Here is a 21,956-nt window from a genome sequence, read left to right as displayed (position 1 = left end):
CGGGAAGCGCTGGGGCTTACCCGGGTTACAGGAAATCGCAATAGTTGTAGGCCCGGTCAGGCGTCGCTGCCACCGGGCAATTAACGTTTATTTCTTCCCACCGTATTGCACGAACCACTCCAGCATTCTCTGCCAACCGTCTTTCGCGGACTCTTCGTGATAGCTCGGGCGATAATCGGCGTTGAACGCATGTCCGGCATCGGGATAGACCACGATTTCCGCTTTAGCATTGGCGGCGCGCAGTGCCTGGCGCATTGTTTCAACGGTATCTTGCGGAATGCTGGTGTCCTGGCCGCCATAAAGCCCCAAAACGGGGGCGTTAAGATCGGTTGCGATATCAACGGGATGTTTTGGCGAGTTAAGGGTTTTATCACCCACCAGTTTGCCATACCACGCCACGGCCGCTTTTAACTGCGGATTATGTGCGGCATACAGCCAGGTGATGCGCCCACCCCAGCAAAATCCGGTGATCATCAACTGGTGTGCATCTCCTCCGTTGCGGGAGGCCCAGCTAGCGACGTGGTCCAGATCGGCCAGTACCTGAGAGTCGGGCACTTTGGCGACAAGGCCACTAAGCAGCGTAGGGATATCGGCAAAGTCATTGGGATCGCCTTCGCGAAAATAGAGTTCTGGTGCGATAGCCAGATACCCTTCCAGAGCCAAACGACGGCAAACGTCACGAATGTGCTCATGAATACCAAAAATCTCCTGCACGACAATGACTACGGGCAGCAGGCCATCAGTCTGTTTTGGTCGTGCGTGATACGCTGGCATATCATCGCCTTGTGAAGGTATGGACGTTACACCGGCGATAATTGCATTATCCGGGGTGTGAACCGTGGTAGACGTCGGTGGAGATACAGCAGGTGCAAAGCCAGATTGTCGTGTTGTCATGGTATTCTCCGTACCCTTAAATATTCAGCAAAAAAGCGCATTGTTAACTATAGACACATGCAACGAACCACATTGCCTTAAACGGGCTATCTTTTGTGCAGGGCTTCCTTACATCACATCATTTATGTGACATTAATCACTTTTTGATGGTAATTGAATGCAATTGATTTACATCATAGTGATGACTGTCACGAAAATATGTTTATGCCTTCGGTAAAGTGTGTTTTTGCTTCTTCTGACAAAACCGATTCACAGAGGAGTTTTTATGTCTAAGTCTGATGTTTTTCATCTCGGCCTCACTAAGAACGATTTACAAGGGGCTACGCTTGCTATCGTCCCTGGCGACCCGGAGCGTGTGGAAAAGATCGCCGCGCTGATGGATAAGCCGGTTAAGCTGGCATCTCATCGCGAGTTCACTACCTGGCGTGCTGAGCTGGATGGTAAAGCCGTGATCGTTTGTTCTACCGGTATCGGCGGCCCGTCCACCTCTATTGCCGTAGAAGAACTGGCACAGCTGGGCATTCGTACCTTCCTGCGTATCGGTACGACTGGCGCTATCCAGCCGCATATCAACGTAGGTGATGTACTGGTTACCACTGCATCTGTTCGTCTGGACGGCGCAAGCCTGCACTTCGCACCAATGGAATTCCCGGCCGTTGCGGACTTCGAGTGCACCACCGCGCTGGTGGAAGCGGCGAAATCTATCGGCGCCACCACTCACGTGGGGGTCACCGCGTCTTCTGACACCTTCTACCCGGGCCAGGAGCGTTATGACACCTTCTCTGGTCGCGTCGTGAGCCGTTTCAAAGGCTCAATGGAAGAGTGGCAGTCTATGGGCGTCATGAACTACGAAATGGAATCTGCTACGCTGCTGACCATGTGCGCAAGCCAGGGGCTGCGTGCCGGTATGGTCGCAGGTGTTATCGTGAACCGTACTCAGCAAGAGATCCCTAATGCGGAAACGATGAAACAAACGGAAAGTCACGCGGTGAAAATCGTGGTTGAAGCCGCGCGTCGTTTACTGTAATTCCCCCTTCTATTCAAAAAGGCCGACGCGTTCGGCCTTTTTATTTTGCGTAGTGCCTCGCAGGAAATTCCTTTTAAACTGGACGTTTATACAGCACAATTCTATTTTGTGCGGGTAAGTCGTTGCTGTAAGGGGGCGTTGTGGATATTTCAATTATGATGAGTGCCGTGTTGGCGTTAGCCGCAGGGCTACTGGTAGGGTGGCTGGCGACAAAAGCACGCGCCGATCAAATCCGTGCCGACCTCATCGAAGAGCGACGTGAACTGGATATTGCGCTAAGCGCCGCTCGCCAGCAGCTCTCGCAGGAAGCTCACTGGCGTGATGAGTGCGAACTACTCAATAACGAATTACGCAGTCTGCACAGTATCAACACCTCTCTGGAAGCCGATCTCCGTGAAGTCACTACCCGGCTGGAAGCAACCCAACAGCATGCGGAAGATAAAATCCGCCAGATGATCAACAGCGAACAGCGTCTGAGCGAACAGTTTGAAAATCTGGCGAATCGTATTTTTGAGCACAGCAACCGCCGTGTTGATGAGCAAAATCGCCAAAGTCTGAACAGCCTGCTTGCGCCGCTTCGTGAACAACTGGACGGTTTTCGTCGCCAGGTTCAGGATAGCTTTGGTAAAGAGGCGCAAGAACGCCATACTCTGGCACACGAAATTCGTAATCTCCAGCAACTGAATGCGCAGATGGCGCAGGAAGCGGTAAACCTGACGCGGGCATTAAAAGGCGATAACAAAACGCAGGGTAACTGGGGAGAGGTCGTACTCACGCGGGTACTCGAAGCCTCTGGTCTGCGTGAAGGTTATGAATATGAAACCCAGGTTAGCATCGAAAACGACGCCCGTTCGCGAATGCAGCCTGATGTCATCGTTCGGCTACCGCAGGGTAAAGATGTGGTGATCGATGCGAAAATGACGCTGGTCGCCTATGAGCGCTATTTTAACGCAGAAGATGAATACACCCGCGAAAGTGCATTGCAGGAGCACATCGCCTCGGTGCGCAACCATATTCGACTACTGGGTCGCAAAGATTATCAGCAGCTTCCTGGGCTGCGTACGCTTGACTATGTGTTGATGTTTATCCCCGTTGAGCCCGCTTTTTTGCTGGCGCTCGACAGACAGCCCGAACTGATTACCGAAGCGCTTAGAAATAACATTATGCTGGTGAGTCCTACCACGCTGTTGGTGGCATTGCGCACGATCGCCAACCTGTGGCGCTACGAGCATCAGAGTCGTAATGCGCAACAAATTGCCGATCGGGCCAGCAAACTTTATGACAAGATGCGGTTGTTTGTGGATGATATGTCGGCAATAGGCCAAAGCCTGGACAAAGCCCAGGACAACTACCGACAGGCGATGAAAAAACTCTCTTCCGGTCGTGGAAACGTCCTGTCGCAGGCAGAAGCGTTTCGTAGTTTAGGCGTGGAAATTAAGCGTGAGATTAATCCTGAGCTGGCTGAACAAGCTACTACACAGGATGAAGAATACCGCTTGCGCTCGGTCCCTGAGACGCAACAAGATGCGTCTTACCCCGAGGATGAAGCGGTAAATCAGCAATCAAACTAGTCCATTTGGGGTAGTTGAACCCGGTAGAAGGGTAGGGCAAATTGGCCCAATCTGTTACACTTCTCGAACATTTTTTGGATGAGCAGGCACTGAGATGGTGGATAATTCACAAGAAACGACGCACTTTGGCTTTCAGACCGTCGCTAAAGAGCAGAAAGCTGACATGGTGGCCCACGTTTTTCATTCTGTGGCGTCTAAATATGACGTTATGAATGACTTAATGTCATTTGGCATTCATCGTTTGTGGAAGCGCTTCACCATTGATTGCAGTGGCGTGCGTCGCGGGCAAACCGTTCTCGATTTAGCAGGCGGTACCGGCGATCTGACGGCGAAATTCTCTCGCATGGTTGGTGAAACCGGCAAAGTTGTGCTGGCGGATATCAATGACTCAATGCTCAAAATGGGTCGCGAAAAGCTGCGTAATATTGGCGTGGTAGGTAACGTTGAGTACGTTCAGGCGAATGCGGAAGCATTACCTTTCCCTGACAACACGTTTGACTGCATCACCATCTCTTTCGGTCTGCGCAACGTAACGGATAAAGACAAAGCATTGCGCTCCATGTACCGCGTATTGAAGCCGGGCGGACGTCTACTGGTGCTGGAATTCTCCAAACCCATCATCGAACCGTTGAGCAAAGCCTACGACGCATACTCTTTCCATGTTCTGCCGCGCATAGGTTCAATGGTAGCAAGCGATGCGGACAGCTACCGTTATTTGGCGGAGTCCATCCGTATGCATCCCGATCAGGACACCTTAAAAGCAATGATGCAAGATGCCGGGTTCGAAAGCGTTGATTACTACAACCTGACAGCAGGTGTCGTTGCGCTGCATCGTGGTTACAAGTTCTGACAGGAGAGTGGGGATGCCTTTAAAACCCTTAGTAACCGCAGGCGTTGAAAATCTGCTCAACACCTTTCTGTACCGTTCTCCTGCGCTGAAGTCAGCCAGAACGCGTTTACAAGGGAAGGTGCTGCGTGTTGATCTCAAAGGATTTTCAACACCGTTAGTCCTGGTGTTTAGCGAGCGCCAGGTCGATGTGCTGGGGGCATGGGAAGGCGAAGCCGATTGCACCGTAATCACATATGCCAGTGTGTTACCGAAATTGCGTGACCGACAGCAACTCACCACGCTTATCCGCAGTGGTGAGCTGGAAGTCCAGGGCGATATCCAGGTAGTACAGAACTTTGTTGCGCTGGCCGATCTGGCGGAGTTGGATCCTGCAGAACTGTTAGCACCCTATACCGGCGATATCGTCGCAGAAGGGGTCAGCAAAGTCTTGCGTGGTGGAGCGAAGTTCCTGTGCCATAACTTTCAGCGCCAGCAGCGCTATGTCGCCGAAGCGATCACCGAAGAGTGGCGCATGGCTCCTGGTCCACTAGAGGTTGCATGGTTTGCTGAAGAAACGGCAGCCGTTGAGCGCGCGGTTGAATCTCTGGCCAAACGGCTGGAAAAACTGGAGGCCAAATGACGCCAGGTGAAGTACGGCGCCTTTATTTCATCATTCGCACTTTTTTAAGCTACGGTCTTGATGAACTCATCCCCAAAATGCGAATCACGCTGCCGCTTCGGTTGTGGCGTTACTCGTTGTTCTGGATGCCCAACCGACATAAAGACAAACCGCTGGGAGAAAGGCTGAGACTGGCTTTACAGGAACTCGGCCCGGTGTGGATCAAGTTTGGGCAAATGCTCTCTACCCGTCGTGACCTTTTCCCTCCGCACATCGCCGATCAGCTTGCGCTATTGCAGGATCGGGTTGCCCCGTTCGATGGGCTTAGAGCGAAAAAACAAATCGAAGAGGCTATGGGCGGGCTGCCCGTCGAGGAATGGTTTGATGATTTTGAGATCACGCCGCTGGCATCTGCGTCTGTTGCTCAGGTCCACACTGCGCGGTTGAAATCGAATGGCAAAGAGGTGGTGATCAAAGTTATTCGCCCGGACATACTTCCGGTCATCAAAGCGGATTTAAAACTGATCTACCGCCTGGCTCGTTGGGTTCCTCGTCTGCTGCCAGATGGGCGTCGCCTGCGACCAACAGAAGTCGTCCGTGAATATGAAAAAACGTTGATCGATGAACTGAATCTGCTGCGCGAATCGGCGAACGCCATTCAGCTACGACGTAATTTTGAAGATAGTCCGATGCTGTACATCCCGGAAGTGTATTCCGACTATTGTAGTCAGAACATGATGGTGATGGAGCGCATTTACGGCATCCCGGTTTCAGATGTCACCACGCTTGAGAAGAACGGCACCAATATGAAATTGTTGGCCGAGCGTGGTGTTCAGGTCTTCTTTACTCAGGTATTCCGCGACAGCTTTTTCCATGCGGATATGCACCCCGGGAACATTTTTGTCAGTTATGAGCACCCTGAAAACCCGAAATACATTGGTATTGATTGTGGGATTGTGGGCTCTTTAAACAAAGAAGATAAGCGTTACCTGGCTGAAAACTTCATTGCGTTCTTTAACCGCGATTACCGCAAAGTTGCTGAACTGCACGTGGATTCTGGTTGGGTTCCGCCGGATACCAACGTAGAAGAGTTTGAATTTGCCATTCGTACCGTGTGCGAGCCGATTTTTGAAAAACCGCTGGCGGAGATTTCCTTTGGTCACGTGCTGCTGAATCTGTTCAACACTGCGCGCCGCTTCAATATGGAAGTTCAGCCTCAACTGGTATTGCTCCAGAAGACGCTGCTGTACGTAGAAGGTGTCGGACGACAACTCTACCCGCAGTTAGATTTGTGGAAAACGGCTAAGCCATTCCTCGAATCCTGGATTAAAGATCAGGTCGGTATTCCGGCGCTCGTTAGGGCATTTAAAGAAAAAGCACCGTTCTGGGTCGAAAAAATGCCAGAAATACCTGAACTGGTGTATGACAGTTTGCGCCAGGGCAAATATTTACAGCACAGTGTTGATAAGATTGCCCGCGAGCTTCACGCGAATCATGTACGCCAGGGACAATCCCGTTATTTATTGGGCATTGGCGCAACATTGTTGCTAAGTGGAACATTCCTGCTGGTAAGCCGCCCTGAGTGGGGGCTTATGCCGGGCTGGTTAATGGCGGGAGGCGTCATAGCCTGGTTGATCGGCTGGCGCAAAATGCGCTGAATTTTTCATCGCCCAAGGCAGGTCGTGTAACGTATACTACGGCCTTATTAATTCATCATCTATGACAGAGGAACATGTATGGGTGGTATCAGTATTTGGCAGTTGTTGATCATTGCCGTCATCGTTGTACTGCTATTTGGCACCAAGAAACTCGGCTCCATCGGTTCCGATCTTGGCGCGTCGATCAAAGGCTTCAAAAAAGCGATGGGTGATGATGAGCCTAAGCAAGATAAAACCAGCCAGGACGCTGATTTTACTGCTAAATCCATCACCGATAAGCAGGGTGAAGTGAAAAAGGAAGACGCCAAAAGCCAAGATAAAGAGCAGGTATAATCCGTGTTTGATATCGGTTTTAGCGAACTGTTATTGGTGTTCGTGATCGGCCTCATTGTTCTGGGGCCGCAACGATTACCTGTAGCGGTAAAAACGGTTGCTGGCTGGGTTCGCGCTTTGCGTTCCCTTGCAACTACTGTTCAGAATGAACTGACCCAGGAGCTTAAGCTTCAGGAGTTTCAGGACAGCCTGAAGAAAGTAGAGAAAGCGAGCCTGACAAATCTGACCCCGGAGCTGAAAGCGTCAATGGATGAGCTGCGTGAAGCGGCGGAATCGATGAAGCGTTCTTACAGCGTGCACGATCCTGAGAAAGCGAGCGATGAAGCGCACACTATCCATAATCCGGTGGTGAAAGACGGTGAAGCGCAGCGAGAAGGGGTCACCCCTGCCGCCGCTGAAAACCAGGCCAGTTCGCCGGAGCAAAAACCGGAATCCGTGGGTGCTAAAACGCCAGAGCAGACGGAAAACACTTCCGCCACGTTGATGGATGCAGAAAAGAAAGCTGCCGCACCTGTTGTCGAATCCTCCCCCTCGTCGAGTGATAAACCGTAAACATGGCTGTAGAAGATACCCAACCGCTCATTACGCATCTTATCGAGCTGCGTAAGCGACTCCTGAACTGCATTATTGCGGTTATCGTGATCTTTCTGGCGTTGGTTTACTTTGCCAACGACATTTACCATATGGTTGCGGCGCCGCTGATTAAACAGATGCCGCAGGGTGCAACGATGATCGCCACCGATGTGGCCTCGCCGTTCTTTACCCCAATAAAGTTGACCTTCATGGTGTCGCTGATCCTGTCAGCGCCAGTGATCCTCTACCAGGTGTGGGCATTTATTGCGCCTGCTTTGTATAAACATGAACGTCGACTGGTTGTGCCGCTGCTGGTCTCCAGCTCGTTGTTGTTCTACATCGGCATGGCATTCGCCTATTTTGTCGTCTTCCCGTTGGCGTTTGGTTTTCTGGCTAACACGGCTCCGCAAGGCGTGCAGGTATCGACAGATATTGCCAGCTATCTCAGCTTTGTAATGGCGCTATTTATGGCTTTCGGTGTCTCTTTTGAGGTCCCTGTCGCCATTGTGCTGCTATGCTGGATGGGCATTACGACACCTGAAGATTTACGTAAGAAACGACCTTACGTTGTGGTGGGAGCATTCGTCGTCGGGATGTTACTGACTCCGCCAGATGTCTTCTCGCAAACGTTGTTGGCGATACCGATGTACTGCCTGTTTGAAGTGGGCGTTTTCTTCTCTCGTTTCTATGTCGGTAAGCGACGTACGCGAGATGAGGACAACGAGGCTGAAGAAGCAAAAGAAGCCGAAGCCACCGAGAAAACAGAAGAGTAAATTCAACCGCCCGTCAGGGCGGTTGTCATATGGGAGGTAGCATGTTTGATATTGGCGTTAATTTAACCAGTTCACAATTTGCGAAAGACAGGGATGATGTTGTGGCGCGCGCCTTTGCTGCGGGCGTAAACGGTATGCTTCTGACCGGAACAAACCTGCACGAAAGCCAGCAGGCGCTGAAGTTGGCGCAACATTATCCACGTTGCTGGTCCACGGCTGGCGTGCACCCGCATGACAGTAGCCAATGGCAATCCTCAACGGAAGACGAGATTATCGCGCTGGCAAACCAGTCTGAGGTGGTCGCTATTGGCGAGTGCGGTCTGGATTTCAATCGCAATTTCTCCACGCCACAGGAGCAGGAACGTGCTTTTGAGGCACAACTGCGCATTGCCGCTGAACTGCAGATGCCGATTTTCATGCATTGTCGGGATGCCCATGAGCGTTTTCTGACGTTGCTGGAGCCGTGGCTGGACAGCCTGCCCGGCGCGGTGCTGCACTGTTTCACCGGAACGCGGCAGGAGATGCAGGACTGCGTGGACCGAGGGCTTTATATTGGTATTACCGGCTGGGTCTGTGATGAGCGCCGGGGAATGGAACTGCGTGAGCTGCTGCCGTTTATTCCGGTAGAACGACTGCTGGTAGAAACCGATGCGCCTTACCTACTTCCTCGCGACTTAACGCCTAAGCCGACGTCACGGCGCAATGAACCGGCGCACCTGCCGCATATTCTTGAGCGTATTGCCCACTGGCGCGGGGAAGATCCTCAATGGCTGTCAGCCACCATTGATGCCAACGTCAGAACGCTGTTCGAAGTGACCTTCTAACCGCCTTAAATTTTTCGAAAGCCGGTATTTTTCACGCTCTGCTTAACCTCTTTATTCAACAGGTTAAGCAGTAGCATGGAACGCGCTTCGCCATCCGGTTCGGTGAAGATCGCTTTTAGCCCCTCAAACGCCCCTTCAGTAATAATCACGCTGTCCCCTGGCTGAGGAGTTTGCGGGTCAACAATTCCTTCAGGCTTGTAGATAGAAAGCTGGTGAATAACGGGAGAAGGGACGGTCGCAGGCGTCGCGCCAAAACGGACGAAATGGCTGACACCACGCGTGGCATTGATAGTGGTGGTGTGGATCACTTCCGGGTCGAACTCGACAAACATGTAATTAGGGAATAGTGGTTCACTGACTGTGGTACGTTTACCGCGCACTATTTTTTCCAGGGTGATCATAGGCGTCAGACAGTTCACCGCCTGTCTTTCCAGGTGTTCCTGGGCTCGCTGAAGTTGCCCACGTTTGCAGTACAGTAAATACCAGGATTGCATAATAACTCTTATCCGCTTGTTCTGAGCGCCAGCATAGCAAAAGCCATGCGTTAAGTTAATTATACCCGCCTCAACGCAGGCTGAAACCCAATGGGTATATACTCCCAGGGCTTATATGTATCGCCAGAGTTCACGCTAATTTAACAAAAATACAGCATCACAATGATGAACGCCGTATAATGAAGCGCTTACGAAGAGGCCACAATGGACGCCATGAAATATCACGATTTACGCGACTTCCTGACGCTGCTTGAACAGCAGGGCGAGCTCAAACGCATTTCGCTTGAGGTGGATCCCCACCTGGAAATTACTGAAATTGCCGATCGCACCCTGCGTGCCGGTGGGCCTGCGTTGCTGTTTGAGAATCCGAAAGGCTATTCAATGCCGGTGCTGTGTAACCTGTTTGGCACACCAAAGCGTGTTGCGATGGGGATGGGACAAGAAGATGTCTCGGCGCTACGAGAAGTCGGTAAACTGTTGGCGTTTTTGAAAGAGCCAGAGCCACCGAAAGGATTCCGCGATCTGTTTGATAAGCTGCCGCAGTTTAAGCAGGTGTTGAACATGCCGACTAAGCGGTTGCGCGGTGCACCTTGTCAGCAAAAAATCTACTCGGGCGATGACGTCGATTTAAACCGAATTCCGATTATGACCTGCTGGCCGGAAGATGCCGCGCCACTGATTACCTGGGGGCTAACCGTAACGCGTGGCCCGCATAAAGAGCGGCAGAATCTGGGCATCTATCGTCAGCAGCTGATTGGCAAAAACAAGCTCATTATGCGCTGGCTGTCCCATCGCGGCGGCGCGCTTGATTACCAGGAATGGTGCGCAGCGCATCCGGGTGAACGCTTCCCGGTTTCTGTGGCGTTAGGAGCCGATCCTGCGACCATTCTGGGGGCCGTGACGCCTGTTCCTGATACGTTATCCGAGTACGCATTTGCCGGACTGTTGCGCGGCACCAAAACCGAAGTGGTCAAATGTATTTCCAACGACCTGGAAGTGCCTGCCAGCGCTGAAATCGTGCTGGAAGGGTATATCGAACCGGGCGAGTTGGCCCCGGAAGGGCCGTATGGCGATCATACCGGCTACTACAACGAAGTAGATAGCTTCCCGGTCTTTACCGTCACGCACATTACCCAGCGCGAAGATGCGATTTATCACTCTACCTATACCGGACGTCCGCCAGATGAGCCCGCGGTACTCGGCGTGGCGCTGAACGAAGTTTTCGTTCCTATTCTGCAAAAGCAGTTCCCGGAGATTGTCGATTTTTATCTACCTCCGGAAGGCTGTTCATATCGCCTGGCCGTCGTGACGATGAAAAAACAGTACGCTGGCCATGCCAAACGCGTCATGATGGGTGTTTGGTCGTTTTTGCGTCAGTTTATGTACACCAAATTTGTTATTGTTTGCGATGATGACGTCAACGCACGTGACTGGAATGATGTGATTTGGGCAATTACTACCCGTATGGACCCGGCCCGGGATACGGTACTGGTAGAGAATACGCCAATTGATTACCTGGACTTTGCCTCGCCGGTTTCCGGCCTTGGTTCAAAAATGGGGCTGGATGCCACAAATAAATGGCCGGGCGAAACCCAACGTGAATGGGGACGTCCGATTAAAAAAGATCCTGAAGTGACTGCGCGCATTGACGCAATTTGGGATGAACTGGCCATCTTTAATGACGGCAAAAGCGCCTGAGGCGCGATCGTTTTGCCTATTGATCCGACAGAGAGAGCGCATGACAACCTTAAGCTGTAAAGTGACCTCGGTAGAAGCTATCACTGACACCGTATATCGCGTTCGTTTAGTGCCAGACGCGGCGTTTTCCTTTCGTGCTGGCCAGTATTTAATGGTCGTGATGGACGAAAGGGATAAGCGTCCGTTCTCTATGGCATCAACGCCGGACGAGCAAGGATTCATTGAGCTGCACGTTGGCGCCTCTGAGCTAAATCTTTATGCCATGGCCGTGATGGACCGTATTCTGAAAGACCGGGAGATCAAGGTCGACATTCCGCATGGCGAAGCCTGGCTGCGTGATGAAGACGAGCGCCCGCTGATCCTGATTGCCGGTGGTACAGGGTTCTCTTACGTGCGTTCCATTCTGCTTACCGCGCTGGCGCGCAATCCAAATCGCGATATCACCATTTACTGGGGCGGGCGCGAAGAGAAGCATCTCTACGATCTCTCCGAGCTGGAAGCGCTGTCAGTGAATCACCCGAATTTGCGCGTTGAGCCAGTGGTGGAACAGCCTGAAGACGGCTGGCGTGGTCGTACGGGAACCGTGTTAACGGCAGTATTACAGGATTACGGTACCCTGGCGGAGCATGATATCTACATCGCTGGTCGTTTCGAAATGGCCAAAATCGCGCGCGATCTGTTCTGTAATGAACGCAGTGCGCGTGAAGATCGCCTGTTTGGCGACGCTTTCGCGTTCATTTAAGCGCTGTGCGCCGGAGTCCTTCCGGCGCATTCATCACCAACCTTACTTCTTCTAACAGGGTGCAAGCCCGATCTCGTTGTTTCTCTTTTTTACCACGTTTTTTAGTAAACATATTTTTCCTATCTATTAATCACAAAACTTAGCTTTTGTGACAGGCCTCTTTTTGTTTAGTAAACAAAATTGGCAAACTAGACGCAATCAAATTGCGAGGCGCAAACGAGGAAAACCATGAGGCTCGGACTGGATATTGGCGGGACTAAAATCGAAGCGGTGGTGATTGATAACGCGGGTGAAATTGTTTACCGCGAGCGATGCGCGACACCAAAGCAGAGTTACGGTGATTTTTTCCAGGCCGTGACGGAGATGATTGCTAAGGCCAGACTGGCCGTTAATCAGCCTTTATCGGTTGGCATTGGGGTGCCTGGCGCGGTGGATAGCGAGGGGTTAATTAAGAACTCCAACATCCTGGTGCTCAATCAACAGGCCTTTGCGCAAGACCTTGAGCGAGCGTTAGGAATGCCCGTGCCTGTTACTAATGATGCCAACTGCTTTACCTTGTCGGAAGCGATGGACGGTAGCGGACACGGGCATAGCGTGGTATTTGGCGTGATCCTCGGTACCGGTTGCGGCGGTGGACTATGCATCGATAACCGCTTGATCTCTGGACCTAACGCCTGCGCAGGAGAGTGGGGGCATAATGCATTGCCGCGCTACCACGAATCTCAGGACGGGGCTGGAGTGACATGCTATTGCGGGCAGTTGAACTGTATTGAGAGCTTTATTTCCGGCAGCGGTCTGGAACGCCAGTACATGAATCACACCGCGCAACATGCAGGTGTGCCGCAAATTATGCAACGGGTAGAATTGGGGGATGCAGATGCCTGTTTGTTATGGGAACGCTATTGCGATCAACTGGCGCGTGCGTTGGCGGGCGTGGTGAATACGCTCGATCCCGATGTTATCGTGCTAGGGGGTGGGGTATCCAATATCGATTTACTGTATTCGGGTTTGCAGGCGCGAGTGGCGCAGTACGTATTTGGTAAGCAGTGCCGCACACCGATCGTTCGGGCCCGTCACGGCGACAGCAGCGGTGTACGCGGTGCGGCCTGGCTGGGGGCGCAACAAGCCATAGTAGAATCAATGAGAGTGAAATGACGAAACCTGTACGTATCAGAGATATTGCCGAAGCTTGTGGTGTTTCAGTTGGCGCAGTTTCCCGCGCCCTAAAAGGGCAGCCGGGGCTACGTGAAGACACCCGGCTGCGCATTATTTCTGTGGCGCAGCAGCAGGGTTATGATTTTTCCCGTCTGCGTACTGACAAGATCAAACGCGTCCTGTTTTTGCTTCACCGCCAGCACAATATCAGCCGGGCATTGCCGTTTTATTCTCAACTACTGCTGGGGATAGAAGATAACTGTCGTGACCATGGTATTGCGCTGAGCTTTCTCTCCATTGGTCCAGGCGATGCAGTGAGTGAGCAGGTGCTGCTGCACCAGCCTGATGCACTGATCTGTGCCGGATTTTTTGAGCCTGAATTACTTGGCTTGCTGCAACAGATGAAGCTGCCGTTGGTGCTGGTGGATCTCTGGGCGCCGGGCCTGCCTTGCGTGAACCCGGATAACACTCAGGGTGGGTATCTGGCCACGCAACATTTGATTGCACAAGGTCGCAGCCGTATTGCTTTTCTTGCCAGCACGCTTGCGCACTACAGCATCCGTCAGCGCGAGAAGGGCTACCGTCAGGCATTGTATGAGGCCCGTTTGCTCATGCCGCCAGAGTATGAAGCCGTTGCGCCGCCGCTGTTGGATACCGATCAATCTCTTGTTGAGGCGGTAAATGAGCTACTCAGATTGCCGGAGCCGCCCGACGCTATTTTTGCCTATAACGATGCGGCAGCGCTGGTTGTTCAACGGGTGTGCGCACAGCAGGGGATACGCATCCCGGAAGATCTCGCGCTGGTGGGGTTTGATGATATCGATGCTGCGGCCTGGTCACATCCACCACTCACTACTATTGCGGTTGATAAACAACAATTGGGGCGTGAAGCGCTGCGTTTATTGCTGGAAGAAAATCAGGAAGAGAATCTGCTGTTGCCGGTGCAGTTAGTGGTGCGAGGTAGTTCAGAGAAATAAAAAACCCGCCCCTGACAGGCGGGAAGAACGGCAACTAAATTGTTATACAATGGCATTTGTGTTGTAGGCCGGATAAGACGCATCAGCGTCGCCATCCGGCATAGTCGCCGGGGGCGCTTCGCTTGCCCGGCCTACAATAAGTCACATGCTTTGATTAAACTCGCTCAAATACCGTCGCGATGCCCTGGCCTAACCCGATACACATCGTCGCCAGGCCAAACTGTACGTCTTTGCGTTCCATCAGATTGAGCAAGGTGGTGCTGATACGCGCCCCGGAGCAACCCAGCGGATGACCCAAAGCGATCGCCCCGCCGTTGAGGTTGATCTTCTCATCGATCTGCTCCATCAGCCCCAGATCTTTAATGCACGGCAGGATCTGAGCGGCAAAGGCTTCGTTCATCTCAAACAAACCGATATCGCTGGTGGAGAGTCCCGCTTTTTTCAGCGCCAGTTTTGAGGCCGGAACCGGACCATAACCCATAATTGACGGGTCACAGCCAACAACAGCCATCGAACGAATACGGGCACGCGGCGTCAGACCCAGCTCACGGGCGCGGCTTTCGCTCATGACCAGCATCGCCGCAGCGCCGTCGGAGAGTGCGGAGGAGGTACCGGCAGTGACCGTTCCGCTAACCGGATCGAACGCCGGGCGCAGGGTGGAGAGCGCTTCAACGGTTGTCTCTGGGCGGATAACCTCATCGTAGTTAAACTGCTTCAGCACGCCGTCGGCATCATGGCCACCGGTCGGGATGATTTCGTTTTTAAATGCGCCAGACTGTGTTGCAGCCCAGGCACGAGCATGTGAACGTGCGGCGAAAGCGTCCTGCATTTCACGGCTGATGCCGTGCATGCGAGAGAGCATTTCCGCAGTCAGACCCATCATTCCCGCGGCTTTTGCCACGTTGCGGCTCATGCCCGGATGGAAATCAACGCCGTGACTCATTGGCACATGGCCCATATGTTCCACGCCGCCAATCAGGCACGCCTGAGCATCGCCGGTCATGATCATACGTGCCGCGTCGTGCAGCGCCTGCATTGATGAACCGCACAGGCGGTTGACCGTGACGGCCGGAACGGAGTGCGGAACTTCCGCCAGCAGCGCGGCGTTACGGGCGATGTTGAAACCCTGCTCCAGCGTTTGCTGCACGCAGCCCCAGTAAATATCATCAAGCGCGGATGGCTCCAGCGCAGGATTTCGCGCCAGCAGGCTACGCATTAAGTGTGCGGAGAGATCTTCTGCCCGCACGTTACGAAACGCGCCCCCTTTCGAACGGCCCATCGGGGTACGGATCGCATCAACAATTACAACCTGTTCCATTGTGACTCCTTAAGCCGTTTTCAGGTTGCCAACCGGGCGGGCAGGCTCAACCTGGGGATAATACGGTTCGTTATGGCGCGCCTTATCACGCAGACCAGCCGGAACTTCATACAGTGCTCCGAGGTGCTGATACTGCTGGGCCATATCGAGATACTTCGCGCTGCCGAGCGTATCCAACCAGCGGAACGCGCCACCATGGAACGGAGGGAAGCCCAGGCCATAAACCAGCGCCATATCGGCTTCTGCCGGGCTGGCGATAATGCCTTCTTCCAGACAACGCACCACTTCGTTGACCATTGGGATCATCATGCGGGCGATAATCTCTTCATCGCTGAAGTCGCGTTTCGGCTGGCTGACTTCTGCCAGCAGATCGTCAACGGTGGCATCCTCTTCTTTCTTCGGCTTGCCCTTGTTGTCTTCTTTATAACGCCAGAATCCAAGACCGTTTTTCTGTCCGAAACGGTTCGCATCAAACAGGGCGTCTATCGCGTCGCGATAATCTTTCTGCATACGCTGAGGGAAGCCTGCGGACATCACTGCCTGCGCGTGATGTGCGGTATCAATTCCCACCACGTCCAGCAGATAAGCCGGGCCCATCGGCCAGCCAAACTGTTTTTCCATGACTTTGTCGATTTTGCGGAAATCCGCCCCATCGCGCAGCAGCTGGCTGAAACCGGCAAAATACGGGAACAGCACGCGGTTCACGAAGAAACCAGGGCAGTCGTTGACCACAATTGGTGTTTTGCCCATCTGGCTTGCCCACGCGACAACTTTGGCGATGGTTTCATCCGAGCTTTTCTCGCCGCGAATGATCTCAACCAGTGGCATGCGGTGTACTGGGTTAAAGAAGTGCATTCCACAGAAGTTTTCCGGGCGCTTGAGCGCGCTGGCCAGCTCGTTGATTGGGATGGTAGAGGTATTCGACGCCAGTACGGTGCCCGGGCGTACCTGATCTTCGGTTTCCGCCAGTACCGCTTTTTTCACTTTCGGGTTTTCCACGACCGCTTCAACCACCACGTCCACACGCTCAAAACCGCTATAGTCGAGGGTTGGATGAATAGTGGAAATCACGCCCGCCATTTTCAGACCGTCAATTTTGCCGCGCTCAAGCTGTTTGTTCAGCAGCTTGGCCGCTTCGGTCATGCCCAGCGTTAATGATTTGTCGTTGATATCTTTCATGACAACCGGCACGCCTTTCCAGGCTGACTGGTAAGCGATGCCGCCGCCCATAATGCCCGCGCCCAGCACCGCGGCTTGCTTCGGTGCTTCAATATTTTTGGTGAGCTTTTTGGCTTTGGCTTTCACGAACTGATCGTTAAGGAAGATCCCTACCAGCGCGCGGGCTTCACTGGTGTGCGCCAGTGGAACAAAGCTTTTATTTTCCAGATTCAGCGCTTCTTCACGACCAAAACGGGCTGCTGCTTCAATGGTTTTTACCGCGGTAATCGGTGCGGGGTAATGTTTACCAGCCGTCTGCGCTACCATGCCTTTAGCGATGGTAAAGCTCATCGCCGCTTCAATTTTGCTGAGTTTCAACGGCTCCAGTTTCGGCTGACGTTTGGCTTTCCAGTCGAGGTCGCCGTTAATCGCCTGACGTAATACCGCGATCGCGCCATCAAGCAGTTTGTCTTGCTTCACTACGCCATCGACCAGGCCGATTTTTAGCGCCTGCTCAGCACCAACATCTTTACCTGCCACAATAATTTCCAGCGCGCTGTCCGCACCCAGCATACGTGGCATACGCACGGAGCCGCCAAAGCCCGGCATAATGCCCAGCTTGGTTTCCGGCAGGCCAATGCGCAGGTCCGGCGTTGCCAGACGATAATCGGTTGCCAGAACACACTCGCAGCCGCCACCCAGCGCGTAGCCGTTTACCGCTGACAGGGTCGGAACAGGCAGATCTTCGAGGCGATTAAAGACGCTGTTGGCAAAATGCAGCCACTGGCTCAGTTGTTCTTCAGGCACGAGGAACAGTGAAAGGAATTCGGTGATATCGGCACCAACAATAAAGGCTGCTTTGTTAGAACGCAGCAGCAGCCCTTTTAAATTCGGTTGTTTTTCCAGCACATCAAGCGCATGGCCCAGGCTGGCAACGGTGGCCGTGTCGAGTTTATTGACCGAACCAGGGGCATCGAACACCAGTTCGGCGATGCCATCTTCCAGCCAGTCGAGGTACAGGGTGTCGCCTTTGTAAAGCATGTCAGTCTCCTGAATCCGCAAGGTGATCTGGTCATACCAGATGAATCGAAGTGTGTGTTTTATGTTAATAAAATGCAAATGAATGATTAAAGAAATGACGATTCGATCACGCTCGGCAGAAATCACGCACTCACAAAGCGATGTGCTAAGATGCGGAGACTTGAGGTCAAAAAACAGAAGGATAGAAAATGGAATCGCTGGCCGCACTCTATAAAAATCATATCGTTACCTTACAGGAACGGACGCGCGACGCGCTGGAGCGCTTCAAGCTGGATGCGTTACTTATTCACTCAGGCGAACTTGTTAACGTCTTTCTCGACGATCATCCGTACCCGTTTAAGGTCAATCCGCAATTCAAAGCCTGGGTGCCTGTCACGCAGGTTCCTAACTGCTGGCTGCTGGTGGATGGCGTAAACAAGCCGAAACTATGGTTCTACTTGCCGGTTGATTACTGGCACAACGTTGAGCCGCTGCCTACTTCCTTCTGGACGGAAGAAATTGAGATCATCGCGCTGCCGAAAGCAGATGGTATCGGTAGCCAACTGCCTGCTGCTCGCGGCAATATCGGTTACATCGGCCCGGTTCCTGAACGTGCACTGCAACTGGACATCGCGGCCAGCAACATCAACCCGAAAGGGGTGATCGACTACCTGCATTATTACCGTGCTTATAAAACTGATTACGAACTGGCCTGTATGCGCGAAGCGCAGAAAATGGCGGTAAATGGACACCGTGCCGCAGAAGAAGCGTTCCGTTCCGGAATGAGCGAGTTTGACATCAACCTCGCTTACCTGACTGCCACCGGTCACCGCGACACCGACGTGCCATACAGCAACATCGTGGCGCTTAACGAGCATGCTTCGGTGCTTCATTACACCAAGCTGGATCATCAGGCACCGTCTGAAATCCGCAGCTTCCTGCTCGACGCTGGTGCGGAATACAACGGTTATGCGGCAGATCTGACGCGTACCTGGTCGGCGAAAAGCGACAATGACTATGCGCATCTGGTGAAAGACGTTAACGACGAAGAGCTGGCGCTGATTGCCACCATGAAAGCAGGCACCAGCTACGTGGATTATCACATTCAGTTCCATCAGCGCATCGCGAAGCTGCTGCGTAAGCATCAAATCATCACTGATATGAGTGAAGAGGCGATGGTGGAAAACGATCTTACCGGGCCGTTTATGCCGCACGGTATTGGCCACCCGCTGGGTCTGCAGGTGCATGATGTCGCAGGCTTTATGCAGGATGACAGCGGTACTCATCTGGCCGCGCCGTCGAAGTATCCTTACCTGCGTTGCACCCGCGTACTGCAACCAGGCATGGTTCTGACCATCGAACCGGGCATCTACTTCATTGAATCTCTGCTGGCGCCGTGGCGTGAAGGACAGTTCAGCAAGCACTTCAACTGGCAGAAAATTGAAGCCCTGAAACCGTTCGGCGGTATTCGTATTGAAGACAACGTGGTGGTCCACGAGAACAATATCGAAAACATGACGCGGGATTTGAAACTGGCGTAATGGACAGTTGGTTAATCCCTGCGGCGCCGGTCAGCGTCGTTGAAGAGATCAAAAAAAGCCGCTTCATTACGCTGCTCGCCCATACGGACGGCGTAGAAGCGGCAAAGGCGTTTGTTGAGTCAGTCAAAGCGGAACACCCTGACGCCCGCCACCATTGTGTGGCGTGGGTGGCGGGTGCGCCCAATGACTCGCAGCAGCTAGGATTTTCAGACGATGGCGAACCGGCGGGTACGGCAGGTAAACCGATGCTCGCGCAGCTGATGGGGAGCGGTGTCGGCGAGATTACCGCTGTAGTCGTGCGCTACTACGGCGGTATCCTTCTCGGTACTGGAGGGTTGGTAAAAGCCTACGGTGGCGGTGTGAATCAGGCGTTGCGCCAGTTAACGGCACAGCGCAAGACGCCATTAACCGAATATACTTTGCAGTGTGAGTACGGTCAGCTGGCAGGCATTGAAGCCTTGCTGGGGCAGTTTGACGGTAAAGTCGTTGCCAGTGATTACCAGGCTTTTGTTCGGCTCAGGGTGGCGCTTCCTTTTGCCAGAGTGGATGAGTTTTCGGCAAAACTGGCGGATTTTAGTCGTGGTTCATTGCAATTGTTAGCGATTGAAGAATAATCCCCACCTCATTTTAAAGAACTAAGGAAGCGGCAGAGATGCATTTTCGCGCCATCACCCGAATCGTTGGACTACTGGTCATCTTATTCTCGGGGACAATGATTATCCCCGGACTGGTAGCGCTCATCTACCGCGATGGGGCAGGGCGTGCATTCACCCAAACTTTCTTCGTTGCTCTGGCGATCGGCTCCATGCTGTGGTGGCCAAACCGTAAAGAGAAGGGTGAACTGAAATCGCGCGAAGGATTTCTGATTGTCGTTTTGTTCTGGACCGTTCTGGGCAGTGTGGGTGCGCTACCGTTCATCTTTGCGGAAAGCCCTAACCTGACGATAACCGACGCTTTTTTTGAATCCTTTTCCGGATTAACCACTACAGGTGCGACGACGCTGGTGGGGCTGGATTCATTGCCACACGCGATTCTCTTTTATCGCCAGATGCTGCAATGGTTCGGCGGGATGGGGATCATCGTGCTGGCGGTGGCTATCCTGCCTATTCTTGGCGTTGGTGGGATGCAGCTCTATCGTGCAGAAATGCCGGGGCCGCTGAAAGATAATAAAATGCGCCCGCGTATTGCCGAAACGGCGAAAACGCTGTGGCTAATCTATGTATTGCTGACGGTGGCGTGCGCGCTGGCGCTATGGTTTGCCGGGATGCCCGCGTTTGACGCCATTGGGCACAGTTTTGCCACAATCGCCATCGGTGGTTTTTCCACACACGATGCCAGCGTGGGGTATTTCGACAGTCCCACGATTAACACCATCATTGCTATCTTCTTGCTGATCTCCGGTTGTAACTATGGTCTGCACTTCTCTTTATTAAGTGGGCGTAGTCTGAAGGTCTACTGGCGGGATCCGGAATTCCGCATGTTTATCGGCGTGCAGCTGACGCTGGTGGCAGTCTGTACGTTGGTGCTATGGATACACAATACCTATGGCTCGGCGCTCACGACGATCAACCAGGCCTTTTTCCAGGTGGTATCGATGGCGACGACCGCCGGATTTACCACGGACAGTATTGCCCGCTGGCCCTTGTTCCTGCCAGTGCTGTTGCTGTGTTCTGCTTTTATCGGCGGCTGTGCCGGGTCGACGGGCGGTGGCTTGAAGGTGATTCGTATCCTGCTGCTGTTTAAGCAGGGTAACCGCGAATTGAAACGACTGGTCCATCCGAATGCGGTTTACAGTATCAAACTGGGTAACCGTGCGTTGCCGGAGCGAATTCTTGAAGCCGTATGGGGATTCTTCTCTGCCTATGCGCTGGTCTTTATTATCAGTATGCTGGCGATTATTGCGACCGGTGTTGATGACTTCTCCGCGTTTGCCTCCGTAGTGGCAACGTTGAATAACCTGGGGCCTGGACTGGGGGTTGTCGCTGACAACTTTGCCAGTATGAACCCTGTGGCGAAGTGGATCCTGATTGCCAATATGCTGTTTGGTCGTCTGGAGGTCTTTACTCTGCTGGTGCTCTTTACCCCTACCTTCTGGCGTGAATAATGGAGTAACACGTGAAAACACTGATTCTTTTTTCTTCCCGGGACGGACAAACGCGTGAAATCGCTGAATATCTGGCTTCTGAACTCAAAGAGCTGGGCGTTTGGGCAGATGTTGTTAATTTGCATCGTACTGCGGAGCCGGACTGGCAAAATTATGACTGCGTGGTAATTGGCGCCTCGATTCGTTACGGTCATTACCATGCTGCTTTTCAGGAGTTTGTGAAAAAGCATGCCACACGGCTGAATTCGATGCCGAGCGCGTTCTACTCCGTAAACCTGGTTGCCCGTAAACCGGAGAAACGTACGCCGCAAACCAACAGCTATGCGCGTAAGTTCCTGATGAGTTCGCCGTGGCGACCAGACCACAGTGCAGTTATTGCGGGTGCTTTGCTGTATCCACGCTATCGCTGGTATGACCGCGTTATGATCCAACTGATAATGAAGATGTCAGGTGGTGAAACGGATACGAATAAAGAAGTGGTGTATACCGATTGGGAACAGGTTGCGAGATTCGCGCGGGAAATAGCCCAATTAACCAACAAAGCGTCGTTAAAATAAGCGTAAAGAATAAAAAATACGCACTCGGAAGATTATTTTAAATTTCCCCTTGTCAGCCTGAAATAACTCCCTATAATGCGCCTCCACTGAC

General features: G+C 52.8%; 21 protein-coding genes. 17 read left to right on the top strand and 4 right to left on the bottom strand.

Annotation, left to right across the window (positions count from 1 at the left end; all coding sequences use genetic code 11):
- Window positions 1-87 precede the first annotated feature (87 nt).
- Window positions 88-894, bottom strand: a complete 807-nt coding sequence (locus OGX94_RS03190) for a dienelactone hydrolase family protein (protein ID WP_003828924.1) — start codon at window positions 892-894, stop codon at window positions 88-90.
- A gap of 265 nt (window positions 895-1,159) precedes the next feature.
- Between OGX94_RS03190 and udp the strand changes: the two genes are divergently transcribed.
- From udp to tatD, 9 genes are all read left to right on the top strand, one after another.
- Window positions 1,160-1,921 (top strand): uridine phosphorylase, encoded by a 762-nt coding sequence (gene udp, locus OGX94_RS03185; RefSeq protein WP_003828923.1) that lies wholly within the window; start codon window positions 1,160-1,162, stop codon window positions 1,919-1,921.
- 140 nt (window positions 1,922-2,061) lie between these two features.
- Complete coding sequence (rmuC, locus tag OGX94_RS03180; RefSeq protein WP_095533171.1) at window positions 2,062-3,492, top strand: DNA recombination protein RmuC; 1,431 nt, start codon at window positions 2,062-2,064, stop codon at window positions 3,490-3,492.
- Between the two features lie 94 nt (window positions 3,493-3,586).
- Complete coding sequence (gene ubiE, locus OGX94_RS03175) at window positions 3,587-4,342, top strand: bifunctional demethylmenaquinone methyltransferase/2-methoxy-6-polyprenyl-1,4-benzoquinol methylase UbiE (RefSeq protein WP_003017897.1); 756 nt, start codon at window positions 3,587-3,589, stop codon at window positions 4,340-4,342.
- Between the two features lie 13 nt (window positions 4,343-4,355).
- Complete coding sequence (gene ubiJ / locus OGX94_RS03170) at window positions 4,356-4,961, top strand: ubiquinone biosynthesis protein UbiJ (RefSeq protein WP_003828918.1); 606 nt, start codon at window positions 4,356-4,358, stop codon at window positions 4,959-4,961.
- Window positions 4,958-6,598 carry a ubiquinone biosynthesis regulatory protein kinase UbiB gene (ubiB, locus tag OGX94_RS03165; RefSeq protein WP_003828916.1) on the top strand — a complete coding sequence of 547 codons (1,641 nt, stop codon included), beginning with the start codon at window positions 4,958-4,960 and terminating at the stop codon, window positions 6,596-6,598. The genes ubiJ and ubiB overlap by 4 nt, the downstream gene beginning before the upstream one ends.
- 78 nt (window positions 6,599-6,676) lie before the next feature.
- A complete protein-coding gene (tatA, locus tag OGX94_RS03160) occupies window positions 6,677-6,931 on the top strand; it encodes a Sec-independent protein translocase subunit TatA (protein ID WP_003017888.1) in 255 nt (84 codons plus the stop codon).
- A gap of 3 nt (window positions 6,932-6,934) precedes the next feature.
- Complete coding sequence (tatB, locus tag OGX94_RS03155) at window positions 6,935-7,483, top strand: Sec-independent protein translocase protein TatB (protein WP_257662368.1); 549 nt, start codon at window positions 6,935-6,937, stop codon at window positions 7,481-7,483.
- Window positions 7,484-7,485: 2 nt separating this feature from the next.
- Window positions 7,486-8,277 (top strand): Sec-independent protein translocase subunit TatC, encoded by a 792-nt coding sequence (gene tatC, locus OGX94_RS03150; protein WP_003828911.1) that lies wholly within the window; start codon window positions 7,486-7,488, stop codon window positions 8,275-8,277.
- 41 nt (window positions 8,278-8,318) lie between these two features.
- Window positions 8,319-9,101: a 3'-5' ssDNA/RNA exonuclease TatD gene (tatD, locus tag OGX94_RS03145; protein ID WP_257662367.1), complete on the top strand. Its 783-nt coding sequence runs from the start codon at window positions 8,319-8,321 to the stop codon at window positions 9,099-9,101.
- A gap of 5 nt (window positions 9,102-9,106) precedes the next feature.
- On the opposite strand, the gene rfaH is transcribed toward tatD, so the two are convergent.
- The gene (gene rfaH / locus OGX94_RS03140) at window positions 9,107-9,595 is read right to left on the bottom strand and encodes a transcription/translation regulatory transformer protein RfaH (RefSeq protein ID WP_003017881.1); all 489 of its coding nucleotides are present in this window, start codon (window positions 9,593-9,595) and stop codon (window positions 9,107-9,109) included.
- 204 nt (window positions 9,596-9,799) lie between these two features.
- Here rfaH and ubiD point away from each other — a divergent pair, with 204 nt between their 5' ends.
- The 4 genes from ubiD (at window position 9,800) to OGX94_RS03120 (ending at window position 14,167) form a co-directional block, all read left to right on the top strand.
- Window positions 9,800-11,293: a 4-hydroxy-3-polyprenylbenzoate decarboxylase gene (ubiD, locus tag OGX94_RS03135; protein ID WP_003828905.1), complete on the top strand. Its 1,494-nt coding sequence runs from the start codon at window positions 9,800-9,802 to the stop codon at window positions 11,291-11,293.
- A gap of 40 nt (window positions 11,294-11,333) precedes the next feature.
- On the top strand, window positions 11,334-12,035 hold the full coding sequence (fre, locus tag OGX94_RS03130; RefSeq protein ID WP_003828903.1) for an NAD(P)H-flavin reductase: 702 nt from the start codon (window positions 11,334-11,336) through the stop codon (window positions 12,033-12,035).
- 228 nt (window positions 12,036-12,263) lie between these two features.
- Window positions 12,264-13,190 (top strand): ROK family protein, encoded by a 927-nt coding sequence (locus OGX94_RS03125; RefSeq protein WP_257662366.1) that lies wholly within the window; start codon window positions 12,264-12,266, stop codon window positions 13,188-13,190.
- Entirely contained in the window at window positions 13,187-14,167 is a 981-nt protein-coding gene (locus tag OGX94_RS03120; protein WP_063941792.1) for a LacI family DNA-binding transcriptional regulator, read from the top strand. Before OGX94_RS03125 ends, OGX94_RS03120 begins: the two co-directional genes overlap by 4 nt.
- A gap of 154 nt (window positions 14,168-14,321) precedes the next feature.
- Here the strand turns inward: OGX94_RS03120 and fadA are convergent, their stop codons facing one another.
- Entirely contained in the window at window positions 14,322-15,485 is a 1,164-nt protein-coding gene (fadA, locus tag OGX94_RS03115; protein WP_003828895.1) for an acetyl-CoA C-acyltransferase FadA, read from the bottom strand.
- Between the two features lie 9 nt (window positions 15,486-15,494).
- Window positions 15,495-17,684, bottom strand: a complete 2,190-nt coding sequence (gene fadB / locus OGX94_RS03110) for a fatty acid oxidation complex subunit alpha FadB (RefSeq protein WP_257662365.1) — start codon at window positions 17,682-17,684, stop codon at window positions 15,495-15,497.
- A gap of 188 nt (window positions 17,685-17,872) precedes the next feature.
- Here fadB and pepQ point away from each other — a divergent pair, with 188 nt between their 5' ends.
- Genes pepQ through hemG form a run of 4 tightly spaced genes read left to right on the top strand, consistent with a single transcriptional unit; the run spans window position 17,873 to window position 21,865 of the window.
- A complete protein-coding gene (gene pepQ / locus OGX94_RS03105) occupies window positions 17,873-19,204 on the top strand; it encodes a Xaa-Pro dipeptidase (protein ID WP_032950648.1) in 1,332 nt (443 codons plus the stop codon).
- Window positions 19,204-19,818: an IMPACT family protein gene (locus tag OGX94_RS03100; protein WP_257662364.1), complete on the top strand. Its 615-nt coding sequence runs from the start codon at window positions 19,204-19,206 to the stop codon at window positions 19,816-19,818. Before pepQ ends, OGX94_RS03100 begins: the two co-directional genes overlap by 1 nt.
- Before the next feature lie 38 nt (window positions 19,819-19,856).
- Window positions 19,857-21,308: a Trk system potassium transporter TrkH gene (gene trkH / locus OGX94_RS03095; RefSeq protein ID WP_003017848.1), complete on the top strand. Its 1,452-nt coding sequence runs from the start codon at window positions 19,857-19,859 to the stop codon at window positions 21,306-21,308.
- Window positions 21,309-21,319: 11 nt separating this feature from the next.
- Window positions 21,320-21,865 carry a menaquinone-dependent protoporphyrinogen IX dehydrogenase gene (gene hemG / locus OGX94_RS03090; RefSeq protein WP_257662363.1) on the top strand — a complete coding sequence of 182 codons (546 nt, stop codon included), beginning with the start codon at window positions 21,320-21,322 and terminating at the stop codon, window positions 21,863-21,865.
- The last annotated feature ends 91 nt before the right edge of the window (window positions 21,866-21,956 follow it).

Source organism: Citrobacter sp. Cpo037 (genome assembly GCF_030332945.1).
Taxonomy (GTDB): domain Bacteria; phylum Pseudomonadota; class Gammaproteobacteria; order Enterobacterales; family Enterobacteriaceae; genus Citrobacter; species Citrobacter portucalensis.
The sequence above is the reverse complement of the archived record's forward strand: the minus strand, read 5'-3'. Positions and strand labels throughout refer to the sequence as shown.